Raw genomic sequence first — 12,438 nt, forward strand, 5'->3', positions numbered from 1 at the left:
CCCACCCGCCCGTGCCACGATCAACCCCATGCTCACGACCCGCTCAGCAGCCCTCTTCCTCCTCGCCGCACTCCTGGAAATCGGCGGCGCCTGGCTGATCTGGCAGGGCGTGCGCGAACACAAGGGCTGGCTGTGGATCATCGCCGGAGCCTTGTCCCTCTCGCTCTACGGCTTCGTGGCGACCCTCCAGCCCACCGGCGACTTCGGCCGCATCCTCGCCGCCTACGGGGGTGTCTTCGTCGCCGGCTCCCTGGCCTGGGGAGCGATCGCCGACGGCTACCGCCCGGACCGCTGGGACATCACAGGAGCCCTGATCTGCCTGGCCGGAATGGCAGTGATCATGTACGCCCCACGAGGCCGCTGACCTCGCGCCTATCCTGATTCAGAACCCACATACAGAGACGCCCGAGGAGCAGCCCCATGACCGCCGCAGCCACCAACCGCATCGCAGTAGTCACCGGGGCCAGCAGCGGAATCGGCGCGGCAACGGCCCGACAACTGGCGGCCGCCGGCTACCGGGTGGTGCTCACCGCCCGCCGCAAGGACCGCATCGAGGCCCTGGCAGAGGAACTGACCACGGCGGGCCACCAGGCGACGGCTCACCCCTTGGACGTGACGGACCGCGCCGCGGTGGACGAGTTCGCCACGGCGTTCCGCACGATCCACGTCCTGATCAACAACGCGGGCGGCGCACTGGGCGCGGACCCCATCGCCACGGGCGACCCCGCGGACTGGCGCCAGATGTACGAGACGAACGTCATCGGCACCCTCAACCTCACCCAGGCCCTGCTCCCCGCCCTCACGGCCAGCGAGGACGGCACGGTCGTGATCCTCTCCTCGACGGCGGGCCACGGTACGTACGAGAACGGCGGCGGCTACGTAGCGGCGAAGCACGGCGCCCACGTCCTGGCCGAGACCCTCCGCCTGGAGATCGTCGGCACCCCGGTCCGCGTGATCGAGATCGCCCCCGGCATGGTCAAGACGGAGGAGTTCGCCACGACGCGCTTCAACGGCGACAAGGAGAAGGCGGCGAAGGTCTACGCAGGAGTGGCGGCCCCCCTCACGGCGGACGACGTGGCGGACACGATCACCTGGGCGGTAACCCGCCCCAGCCACGTCAACATCGACCTCCTGGTGGTCCGCCCCCGAGCCCAGGCCTCCAACACGAAGGTCCACCGCGAGCTGTGACGCACGGCGGCCCCCGAAACCAGGAGTTCCGGGGGCCGCGGGAACACAGGGGATTCGGCGCTTCAGCCCTTCACGCAGACGACCTGCTTCAGCTTCGCGACGACCTCCACCAGGTCCCGCTGCTGCTCCATGACCTTCTCGATCGGCTTGTACGCGCCAGGGGCCTCGTCCACCACGCCCGAGTCCTTCCGGCACTCCACACCACGGGTCTGATCCGCCAGATCCCGCACCGTGAACCGCCGCTTCGCCTCGCTGCGGCTCATCCTCCGACCGGCGCCGTGCGAGGCCGAGTTGAAGGCCTTCTCGTTGCCGAGTCCCTTCACGATGTACGAACCGGCCCCCATGGAACCCGGGATGATCCCGTAGTCGCCGGACCCGGCGCGGATCGCCCCCTTGCGCGTGACGAGCAGGTCCACCCCGTCGTAGCGCTCCTCGCTCACATAGTTGTGGTGACAGCTGATCTCCGGCTCGAAGGTGACCTTCGCCTTCTTGAACTCCCTGCGGACCACGCCCTTCAGGAGCCCCATCATGATGGCGCGGTTGAACTTCGCGTACTCCTGCGCCCAGTAGAGGTCATTGCGATACGCCGCCATCTGCGGGGTGTCCGCGACGAAGACGGCCAAGTCCCCGTCCACCAGGGCTTTGTTGTGCGGCAGGCTCTGCGCGACCCCGATGTGGTGCTCCGCCAACTCCTTGCCGATGTTGCGGGACCCGGAGTGCAGCATGAGCCACACCGAACCTGTCAAATCCGTGCAGACTTCGACAAAGTGGTTGCCTCCGCCGAGCGTTCCCATCTGCTTTGAGGCCCGACCTTGATGGAATTTGACCGCTTCGGCGACCCCCTCGAACCGCCCCCAGAAGTCGTCCCACCCCGACGCAGCGAACCCGTACATCCGTCCCGGGTCGACCGGATCGCCGTGCATCCCCCGCCCCACCGGAATCGCCTGCTCGATCTTCGTGCGGAGCCGGGACAGGTCGCCGGGCAGGTCGTTCGCCGTGAGGGACGTCTTCACCGCCGACATGCCGCAGCCGATGTCGACCCCGACCGCCGCCGGGCAGACCGCGCCCTGCATCGCGATCACCGAACCGACCGTCGCGCCCCTGCCGTAGTGGACGTCCGGCATGACGGCCAGCCCCTTGACCCAGGGCAGCGTGGCGACGTTGCGCAGTTGCTGCATCGCGCCCGCGTCAACCGACGCCGGATCGGCCCACATCCGGACCGGGGCCTCCGTCCCCGGCACCTCTACATACGACATAACCCCTCAATTCCCCGTGAAGATCGCAGAACGCAAATCAAGCGCCAAGGCCCGCGAAAGCGACAGCGGACCGGCAAGTACTCCAGTGCGTGCGATAGACATTGTGTCCGGGCACCACCATCCGGCGGTAACCGTTTTTCGTCCCGAAGGGAGCCTCTGACCGTGCAGCGAAGGGCGTTCGTACCCACCGCGGCGCTGCTCTCGGCGCTGGTCACGGCACTGGTCGCAGGCTGTTCGAGCGCCTCCGGAACCGACAGTTCCGCAGGCGATTCCAAGCCCGGCGAAACCACCCCCGCCGCCGCCCCCGGCAAGTACCGCACCCTCCCCGAGGCCTGCGCCGCCGCCGACGGGAGCGCGCTCAAGGCGATGTTCCCCGGTGTGGAGGCCCTCCCCAAGGACCAGCAGGAGAAGGTCTACGCGGGCAGCGCGGTCGTGACGTACGACACCGACCGGCGCGTCGGCTGCCGCTGGAAGGCCGACTCCGCCGACGCCGCGCACCAGCTCTCCGTCGACTTCGAGCGGGTCGTCAGTTACGACACCGCGGTGAGCGACGAGGACCGCGCCCAGCAGGTGTACGGGGACAAGGAGACCGCGGCGGACCTTCCCCCGGCCCACAGTTCGACGCCCACCCCGACCGCCACGGCGACCCCCACCCCCACGGCCACCGCCTCCACCCTCTCCACCCCCTCGCCCCCCACGTCGGAGGGCACCGACGACCTCCAGCCCCGTACCCTCACCAGCCTCGGCAACGCCGCGTTCCTGGACGACGCGCTCGCCAGGGCGGGCGCGACGGGCAGGGAGCGCACGATCACCGTCGTCTTCCGTACCGCCAATGTCATCGTCACCGTCGAGTACAGCGAGCAGCCCACCGCGGCCGGCGTCGTGCCCGACAGCAAGGAACTGCAGGACCGCACCCAGGCCCTGGCGAGCAAACTCGCCGAGCAGTTCAGCGATTAGTCCGGTGCGCGCCCGCCCGCCGATACGGTGGCGGCGCACCGGACCGTACGACCAGTGAAGGAACCATGCACCGATCAGCCCCGCGACACCGCCTCGCCACCCGCCTCCTCGTCTGCGCAGCCGTACCGGTGATGCTCGTCGTCGCCGGTTGCTCGTCGGACTCCGGCTCCGGCTCGGACAGCACGAAGTCGAAGTCGGCCACGCCCTCCGCGACCGCGTCCGCGTCCCCGTCGGTCGCGGCCGCCGCGTTCGCCAAGCTGCCGGACGCCTGCAAGTCGATCTCGGAGAAGACGGTCGAGGACCTGGTCCCGAGCGTGAAGACGAAGTCCGGCACGGCGGACAAGTCGACCGACATCTCCGTCCGCAGCGGCTGCAGCTGGAACGGCCTGAAGAGCAACGGCACCAAGGGTTCCGACTACCGCTGGCTGGGCGTCTCCTACGTGCGGTTCGACTCCGACACGTCCCTGGGCAGCGGCTCCGCGCGCGCCACCGCGCAGTACGCGAAGGAAGTCGCCAAGGCACAGCAGACGGAGGGCGCCAAGAGCGTCAAGTCGACGCCCACGACCGGTATTGGCAACCAGGCGACCACGGTCACGTACACCCTGCGCAAGACCGGCGAGGACTTCACGTACGCGACGGTCGTGACGCGCACGGAGAACGTCATCGTGACGGTCGACTACAACGGCGCGGGCTACGAGGGCGCCAAGGCACCGTCCGTGGACGACGTCACCAAGGGGGCCCAGAAGGCCGCCAAGGAGGCCGTCGCCTCGGTCGCCGCCGCGAACAAGTAGACCGCCGAAGGCCCTCAACCAGCCGAACGCGTCAGCGATTTGGGGCCAACAAGCCCCCATACACGCCGATTTACGGAGCCCGGTCCTCCCCCGGAGACCGGGCTCCGGCCGTACCCGCGCACCAGCACCCGTACGCATGTGCCAGGCTGTGCCCGCCAGATGTCCAAGCTTCGGGAGGGGTCGCGGGTGGCCGCGATGCAGCTGACACGCACACACCGGATACTCGTCGGTGTTGTCGTAGCCGGTGCGGTAGTGATCGCCGGGATCGGTTTCGCAGGGAGTTACGCGGCGGTTCGCGAGCTCGCCCAGGAGAAGGGCTTCGGGAACTTCTCGGTGGTCTTCCCCATCGGGATCGACGCGGGCATCTGTGTCCTGCTCGCCCTGGACCTGCTTCTGACCTGGATCCGAATCCCCTTCCCGCTGCTGCGCCAGACGGCGTGGCTGCTGACGGCGGCGACGATCGCGTTCAACGGCGCGACCGCCTGGCCCGACCCGCTCGGCGTCGGGATGCACGCCGTGATCCCGATCCTGTTCGTCGTCTCCGTCGAGGCCGCGCGCCACGCGGTGGGCCGGATCGCGGACATCACCGCGGACAAGCACATGGAGGGCGTGCGCCTCACGCGCTGGCTGCTCTCCCCGATCCCCACGTTCCGCCTCTGGCGCCGTATGAAGCTGTGGGAGCTGCGCCGTTACGACGAGGTCATCCGCCTGGAGCAGGACCGCCTGATCTACCAGGCCCGCCTCCAGGCGCGCTATGGCCGCGCCTGGCGCCGCAAGGCCCCGGTCGAGTCCCTGATGCCGCTGCGCCTGGCGAAGTACGGGGTTCCGCTCGCGGACACCGCCCCCGCGGGCCTGGCGGCGGCGGGCATCGACCCGCAGCTCCTGCCGCCGGTCGTCCCGGCGTCGCAGCAGCCCGCGCTGCCGGCGCAGCAGACCCAGGTGCAGCAGGCTCCGGTCCAGCAGGTGCCGATGCAGCAGCAGCCCGTGCAGCAGTGGCAGGACCCGGGTTCCGGCCCGGTCGCCGCGCCCGCCGCCCACCATGAGAGCCAGTGGTTCGCGGCCGAGCAGGTCTCGCAGAACGGGTACAACGGCGGGTACGACCCGACGGCGTACGACAGCGAGAGCGCCCCCACCTACGTGCCGCCGTACGGCCCGGACCCGGACTACACGACGGTCCCCGTGCCCGAGCAGGTCCCCGCGGTGATGATCCCCTCGGGCGCCCCCGGCCGCACGCGCCCCCTGGCCAACGGCGGCGTCCCGGGCCCGCGTCACCCGGAGCCGGATCCTGAGCCCGAGGCGCAGCAACTGCTCATGGATGACGGCGAGTTCGCGGAAACGGCCTACGAGGCGTTCCGCGCGTACACGCACGAGTACTCGAACCACCCCAGCGCGGAGCAGCTGGACATACACCTCTCGGACAAGCACGGCATGAACCACCCGCACAGCGTGGCGATGGTCCGCCGCCTGCTGCCGGACTTCAAGCGCCGCTACGACATGCAGCTGGCCGAGGAGCACATCGCCTGACAGGGCAAGCAGACCGATCCGACGGCGGGCTCCGGGGTTTCCCCGGAGCCCGCCGTCGCGTTCACACTCTCTCCATTGCAATGCACACTCAACCACTGTTGCATTAAACGCAAAACCATTGCAACGATTTCCAAGCTCCTACCTGCACGGATGTCATTTCTGCGCAACGACACTGTTGCCCACATCGTGAATGCAACGTAGCTTTTCCTTCATCGGAAACAGCGGGACGCAAAAGCGCCCCCTCCGGTCGAAGGAGAGAACAATGCAGAAGTTCGCCACCACCACCCCCGTCACCGCCATCCTCGACATCCCCGCCGGAAGCATCCGCTTCATCGCCGCCGACCGGGCCGACACCACCGTCGAGATCCTCCCCGCCGACGCCTCCAAGAGCCGCGACATCAAGGCCGCCGAGCAGACCACGGTCGCGTACGACAACGGCACCCTGCGGATCGCCGGCCCCGAGGCGAAGAACCAGATCCTCGGCAACTCCGGCCGGATCGAAGTGACCGTCCAGCTCCCCGCCGGCTCCCGCATCGAGGCGAAGGCGGCAGCCGCCGACCTCCGCGGCGTGGGACGGCTCGGCGACGTCACCTTCGAGGGCGCCCAGGCCACGGTCAAGCTCGACGAGACCGCGAGCGCCCGCCTCACCGTCATGGCCGGCGACATCTCGGTCGGCCGCCTCGGCGGCCCCGCCGAGATCAGCACCCAGAAGGGCGACCTCCGCATCACCGAGGCCGTGAAGGGCGCCGTCACCCTGCGCACGGAGTCCGGCGAGATCACGGTCGGCGCCGCCCGCGGCGTCTCCGCGTCGCTGGACGCCGGCACCGGCTACGGCCGGATCGACAACGCACTCCAGAACACCGACGGCGCCGCCGCCCGCCTGCAGATCCACGCCACCACCGCCTACGGCGACATCACCGCCCGCAGCCTCTGAGCTCCGCCCCACAGAGGCGTGTCGGTGAGCTGTCACCAATTTGTAGGCGCTGTCACCGCTCAGTCGGTACCGGTTGCGAGGGTCATACCCAAGACACCGCGCACCGCACAGTTGGACGAGGAGACGACATGTCGCACACCATCGCAGCCGAGAAGACCGCGAGGACCGCCAAGGGCGGCAGCGTCGCAGCTTTCGTACGCTTCACCGCCCTCGGCGGCGGCATGACGCTCCTCGCCTCCGCCGTCATCCCGGTGGTCGCGCTCTGGATGCCCTGGGCCCTGGCCAACGCCCTGATCACGGTGGCCTCCACGGCGGCCGCCACCGAGCTCCACGGCCGTGTCACCTTCCGGCACGGCCGCCCCGACTGGCGCAGGCACCTGCAGAGCGCGCTGACGATCGCGGGCGGCTGGCTGGTCACGACAGTCGCGGTCACCGCCCTGCAAGACCTGCACCCGAACGCGGGCACCCTGCTCACCCAGGCCGTCTACCTCACGGCAAGCGCCCTGGTGGGCATCGCCCGCTTCCTGATCCTCAAACTGTCGGTCTTCGCCCCCGCAGCGCAGCCCACGACGAACCTGCGAGTGGCATACGGAACGGCAGCGTAAAGCCCGAAGGGCCGCTACCCCACCCGGGCAACGACCCTCCGCACAACCACAAACCCAACCACTCAGCCCCCGAGCAACTTCCGCACCCGATCAGCCCCCACAGCCAGCAGCAACGTAGGCAGCCGCGGCCCCGTGTCCCGCCCGACCAGCAGCTGGTAGAGCAGCGCGAAGAACGACCGCTGCGCGACCTTCATCTCCGCCGTCGGCTTCGCGTCCGGCTCGAAGCCGGCCTGCACCTTCGGGACCCCGTAGACCAGCGTCGTCAGCCCGTCCAGCGACCAGTGCGAGTCCAGCCCGTCGAGCAGCAGCCGCAGCGACTCCCGCTCGGTCTCCCCGAGCGCGGCCAGCGTCTCCGCATCCGCCACCTCGCGCACCACGGTCCGCGACTCGACCGGCACCTGCGTCGTGATCCAGGCCTCCGCCTTGTCGAGGCGCGGGCGCGCCTCGTCCAGCGAGCCGAGCGGATTGGCCGGGTCCAGATCGTTCAGGATCCGGAGCGTCTGCTCCTCGTCCCCCGCCGTCACGTCCACCACGGACGCGAGCGTCCGGTACGGCAACGGCCGCTCGGTCCGCACCAGTTCACCCGCAGCGGTCCGCACCGCCCGCGAGTGCGCGGCCGCATCCGCCGGCAGCACGCTGCCGTCCGCGACCTTGCCCTCGAGCTTGTCCCACTCGTCGTACAGCCGCTGGATCTCCTGATCGAAGGCGATCTTGAACGACTGATTCGGCCGCCGCCGCGCATACAGCCACCGCAGCAGCTGCGGCTCCATGATCTTCAGCGCGTCGCCGGGCGTCGGCACGCCACCCTTGCTGGACGACATCTTCGCCATCCCGCTGATGCCGACAAACGCGTACATGGGCCCAATGGGCCGCTCGAACCCGAAGATCCGCACGATCTCCTCGCCCACCTGGAACGAGGACCCGGGCGACGAGTGGTCGACGCCGCTCGGCTCGAACATGACGCCCTCGAAAGCCCACCGCATCGGCCAGTCGACCTTCCAGACCAGCTTGCCGCGGTTGAACTCGCTCAGCTTCACTGTCTCGGTGAACCCACAGGCCTCGCACCGATAAGAGAGCTCCGTGCTCTCGTCGTCGTACGCGACAACTGTCGTGAGGTCCTTGTTGCACCCACCGCAGTAGGGCTTGTACGGGAAGTACCCGCCCGCACCCGTACTGCCGTCGTCCTCCGCAGCCGCGCCGGACCCCTCGGCAGCCTCCAGCTCGGCCTCGTCCACAGCCTTCTGCGACTGCTTCTTGACGACCTTCTTGGTCCGGTACTGGTCCAGGATCGCGTCGATGTCACCGCGCCGCCGCATCGCGAGCAGGATCTGCTCCCGATAGGTCCCGGCCTGGTACTGCTCGGTCTGGCTGATCCCGTCGTACTCGACGCCGAGCTCACCCAGCGCCTCGACCATGGCGGCCTTGAAGTGCTCGGCCCAGTTCGGATACGCGGACCCCGCCGGCGCGGGCACGGCCGTCAGCGGACGCCCGATGTGCTCGGCCCACGACGCGTCGACCCCGGGGACACCGTTCGGCACCTTCCGGTACCGGTCGTAGTCGTCCCACGAAATCAGATGCCGAACCTCGAACCCCCGCCGCCGAATCTCATCGGCCACAAGGTGCGGGGTCATGACCTCGCGCAGGTTCCCCAGGTGAATGGGTCCCGACGGCGAAAGCCCCGAAGCGACGACGACCGGTTTGCCAGGCGCACGACGCTCCGATTCAGCGATCACATCGTCCGCGAAACGGGAGACCCAGTCGGTCTCGGTGCTGCTCTGACTCTCGGCCACGGTCGGTACGTCCTTCTCTCTTGTACGGGCGTACCTCACATCCTCCCAGGTCCCACCGACAGAGCGAAAACGGATAGACGCCCCATGGGATACTGAAGCGATCCCCCTGACCCCCTACGGAAACGGCAGCCAGCCCATGGCCTCGGTCCAGTCCCTCGCTTCCTCGCTCCAGCAGCACCTCGCGGACGCCCTGACGGCAGCCCTGCCGGATGCCGGCGCCGCGGACCCGCTGCTGCGACGAAGCGACCGGGCCGACTTCCAGGCCAACGGCATCCTGGCGCTCGCGAAGAAGGCGAAGGCCAACCCGCGCGACCTGGCCGCCCAGGTCACCTCCGCGCTCCCGGCCAACGACCTGATCAAGGACATCGAGGTCTCGGGCCCCGGCTTCCTGAACATCACGCTCACGGACAAGGCGATCACCGAGACGCTGGCCGCGCGCGCGGCGGACGGTGACCGGCTCGGCGTACCGCTGAAGGAGAAGCCGGGCGTCACGGTCATCGACTACGCCCAGCCGAACGTGGCGAAGGAGATGCACGTCGGCCACCTGCGCTCGGCGGTCATCGGCGACGCCCTGCGCGGCATGCTCGACTTCACCGGCGAGAAGACGATCGGCCGCCACCACATCGGCGACTGGGGCACCCAGTTCGGCATGCTCATCCAGTACCTGATCGAGAACCCCGGCGAGCTCGCCCCGGCGGGCGAGGTCGACGGCGATCAGGCCATGTCGAACCTGAACCGGGTGTACAAGGCGTCGCGCGCCGTCTTCGACTCCGACGAGGCGTTCAAGGAGCGGGCCCGAAAGCGGGTCGTCGCCCTGCAGTCCGGCGACAAGGAAACCCTGGAGCTGTGGCAGCAGTTCGTCGACGAGTCGAAGGTCTACTTCTACTCGGTCTTCGAGAAGCTGGACATGGAGGTCAGGGACGAGGAGATCGTCGGCGAGTCCGCGTACAACGACCTGATGCCGGAGACGGCTCGGCTCCTGGAGGAGTCCGGTGTCGCCGTGCGCTCCGAGGGCGCACTGGTCGTCTTCTTCGACGAGATCCGCGGCAAGGACGACAAGCCGGTGCCGCTGATCGTCCAGAAGGCGGACGGCGGCTTCGGCTACGCGGCGTCCGACCTCTCGGCGATCCGCAACCGCGTCACCGACCTGGACGCCACGTCGCTGATCTATGTCGTGGACGTACGGCAGTCCCTGCACTTCAAGATGGTCTTCGAGACGGCCCGGCGGGCCGGCTGGCTGACCGACGAGGTCACCGCGCACAACATGGGCTACGGCACGGTGCTCGGCGCGGACGGCAAGCCGTTCAAGACCCGCGACGGCGAGACGGTGAAGCTCGAGGACCTCCTCGACGAGGCCGTCGAGCGGGCGACGGCGGTCGTGCGCGAGAAGGCCGAGAAGGTGGGCCTGACGGAGGAGGAGATCCTCGAGAACGGCCGTTACGTGGGCATCGGCGCCGTGAAGTACGCGGACCTGTCGACGTCGGCGAACCGGGACTACAAGTTCGACCTGGACCAGATGGTCTCGCTCAACGGCGACACGAGCGTGTACCTGCAGTACGCGTACGCGCGGAACAGGTCGATCCTGCGCAAGGCGGAGGGAGCCTCCCCGGTCGCGCACCCGGAGCTCGAACTGGCGCCTGCGGAGCGGGCGTTGGGCCTGCACCTGGACGGCTTCGGCGATCTGGTCTACGAGGCGTCGGCGGAGTACGCGCCGCACAAGCTGACCGCGTATCTGTACCAGCTGGCGTCGCTGTACACGACGTTCTTCGACCAGTGCCCGGTGATCAGGCCGCGCCCGGCGCAGGAGGTCATGGAGAACCGCCTGTTCCTGTGCGACCTGACGGCCCGCACGCTCCACCAGGGCATGGCCCTCCTCGGAATCCGGACCCCCGAGCGCCTCTGAGACAACGACGCAGGGAGCAGAAGCCGCAGGACCAGGACACTCAGTCCCCCGACTTCTGCTCCCACACGTTCGTCTGCAGGTTGTACAGATACAGCGGCCGCCCCTTGAGGCTGCTGGTCCGGAACGGCTGCCCGCCGTCGTCGACACGCACCGTCCCCTTCCGCGCGCCGCTGCTCCAGTCGAGCTCCAAGTACCAGCTCACGTCGTGCGCTTCGGTGTGCACATCAAGGTTGAGCACCTGCGGATCGTTCGCCGAGACCTTGTACGGGAAGTCCACGGCCGGAATCTTCACGTCCCCCTGAATCCCCCCGACGGGCTTCGTCGCCGGCTGCGCGGCATCCAGATCCACATCAAAACTCCTGGGCGTCATCCCGCTCCCGCACCCCTCCCCCATGGAGTACGCGGTCCACGCCAGCGGCGCACTGCGCGCCACGGTCCGCACGCGCAGCCCGGTCAGCACGACGGACTCCGTGTTCTTGCTGGTGACGGTGAGCTGCAGCATGTTCTTGTCGCCCTCGACTCCGCCGAGGACTTTCGCCCAACTGTGGCTGTCCTCCTCCGGGTTGTTCGGCGGCTTGGGCACGGCCCCCGGCGGCTGGTCGAGCACGTAGTACTGACCGCAGGGCCCGCCCCAGTTGTACGAACTGATCCCGGCGCTCACCGGCACACCGCCCGCGCCCACGATCTTGCCCCCGGCGTGGGACGCCGTGGCGGAAGGCGACTTCGTACGGGAGGCGGAAGCGGACGGAGAAGCGGACGCGGAGACCGAAGGGGAGGCGCTCCTGCCACCCGTGACGCTCACCGAGGGCGTCACCGCAGGGCCGGCCTGAGCCCCACCCCCGCCATCCGAGGACGACGACGAGGCATTGCGCGCGGCAACGTAGGCGGTGGGCACACCCAGCGCGACAACGGCCGCGGCGGCCAGAGCGATCCGCAGATTCCGCCGACCTGCCCGGGGGCGCGGGACCTCAGCAGCGTCCTCAACGACCGTCTCGGGAACGGAAACAGGAGGAGCAGCAACAGCAGCGGCCGGCTCAACCACATCTCCAACGGGCCGCCGCCGAGCCTCATCCGCAAGGATCCACCGCCGATGCAGCTCGACCTGCTCCTCACTCCCCGCCCCGCACAACCGGGCAAGCCGCGCCACGGGGGCGAAGTCCGCAGGCACCGCATCCCCGTTGCAGTACCGATGAAGCGTGGACGTACTCACGTGGAGCTTCCCGGCCAGCGTCCCGTAGCTCGCCCCCGACCGCTCCTTGAGCTCCTTCACCAGCGCCGCGAACTCCGCGATTTCCTGCCCAGCCACCCGTGCACATCCCTTCACCCGTCCCAGGAAGGCGTTCCAGGGACGGCTCATTTCCGCAGGTCAGCCTAGGTGAAAGCGTTCCAGCATCCCGCATGCCCCAGCATCTCTTGCCGCCGCAATTCCCCGCCCCACAAGCTGTGATCACACCGCCGGACATCACCGGAAGCAGTAATGCGAAATCACC

The 12,438-nt window shown here is 68.9% G+C and carries 11 protein-coding genes; 8 read left to right on the forward strand and 3 right to left on the reverse strand.

Translation table 11 applies throughout. The annotated features are described in order from the left end of the window. Positions 1-28 precede the first annotated feature (28 nt). Entirely contained in the window at positions 29-364 is a 336-nt protein-coding gene (locus OG707_RS16665; RefSeq protein WP_329118955.1) for a YnfA family protein, read from the forward strand. 56 nt (positions 365-420) lie between these two features. Then, on the forward strand, positions 421-1,188 hold the full coding sequence (locus OG707_RS16670; protein WP_329118958.1) for an SDR family NAD(P)-dependent oxidoreductase: 768 nt from the start codon (positions 421-423) through the stop codon (positions 1,186-1,188). Positions 1,189-1,250: 62 nt separating this feature from the next. On the opposite strand, the gene OG707_RS16675 is transcribed toward OG707_RS16670, so the two are convergent. Further along, positions 1,251-2,444 (reverse strand): RtcB family protein, encoded by a 1,194-nt coding sequence (locus tag OG707_RS16675; protein WP_329118960.1) that lies wholly within the window; start codon positions 2,442-2,444, stop codon positions 1,251-1,253. A 162-nt stretch (positions 2,445-2,606) separates the two neighbouring features. On the opposite strand from OG707_RS16675, the gene OG707_RS16680 reads away from it, so the two are divergent. From OG707_RS16680 to OG707_RS16700, 5 genes are all read left to right on the forward strand, one after another. Further along, positions 2,607-3,401, forward strand: a complete 795-nt coding sequence (locus OG707_RS16680) for a DUF3558 domain-containing protein (protein WP_329118962.1) — start codon at positions 2,607-2,609, stop codon at positions 3,399-3,401. Between the two features lie 65 nt (positions 3,402-3,466). Next, on the forward strand, positions 3,467-4,192 hold the full coding sequence (locus tag OG707_RS16685; RefSeq protein ID WP_329118964.1) for a DUF3558 domain-containing protein: 726 nt from the start codon (positions 3,467-3,469) through the stop codon (positions 4,190-4,192). 195 nt (positions 4,193-4,387) lie between these two features. Next, positions 4,388-5,716, forward strand: a complete 1,329-nt coding sequence (locus OG707_RS16690) for a DUF2637 domain-containing protein (RefSeq protein ID WP_443071341.1) — start codon at positions 4,388-4,390, stop codon at positions 5,714-5,716. A gap of 262 nt (positions 5,717-5,978) precedes the next feature. Further along, positions 5,979-6,650 (forward strand): DUF4097 family beta strand repeat-containing protein, encoded by a 672-nt coding sequence (locus tag OG707_RS16695; RefSeq protein ID WP_329118966.1) that lies wholly within the window; start codon positions 5,979-5,981, stop codon positions 6,648-6,650. Between the two features lie 128 nt (positions 6,651-6,778). Continuing rightward, positions 6,779-7,255 carry a GtrA family protein gene (locus OG707_RS16700; protein WP_329118968.1) on the forward strand — a complete coding sequence of 159 codons (477 nt, stop codon included), beginning with the start codon at positions 6,779-6,781 and terminating at the stop codon, positions 7,253-7,255. Between the two features lie 62 nt (positions 7,256-7,317). On the opposite strand, the gene lysS is transcribed toward OG707_RS16700, so the two are convergent. After that, positions 7,318-9,045, reverse strand: coding sequence for a lysine--tRNA ligase (gene lysS / locus OG707_RS16705; protein ID WP_329118970.1), 1,728 nt, complete (start codon positions 9,043-9,045; stop codon positions 7,318-7,320). A 136-nt stretch (positions 9,046-9,181) separates the two neighbouring features. Between lysS and argS the strand changes: the two genes are divergently transcribed. Next, positions 9,182-10,948, forward strand: coding sequence for an arginine--tRNA ligase (gene argS, locus OG707_RS16710; RefSeq protein WP_329118972.1), 1,767 nt, complete (start codon positions 9,182-9,184; stop codon positions 10,946-10,948). A gap of 40 nt (positions 10,949-10,988) precedes the next feature. On the opposite strand, the gene OG707_RS16715 is transcribed toward argS, so the two are convergent. Continuing rightward, a complete protein-coding gene (locus OG707_RS16715) occupies positions 10,989-12,254 on the reverse strand; it encodes a helix-turn-helix domain-containing protein (RefSeq protein WP_329118974.1) in 1,266 nt (421 codons plus the stop codon). Positions 12,255-12,438 lie beyond the last annotated feature (184 nt).

It is taken from the genome of Streptomyces sp. NBC_01465, from assembly GCF_036227325.1.
Lineage (GTDB): Bacteria > Actinomycetota > Actinomycetes > Streptomycetales > Streptomycetaceae > Streptomyces.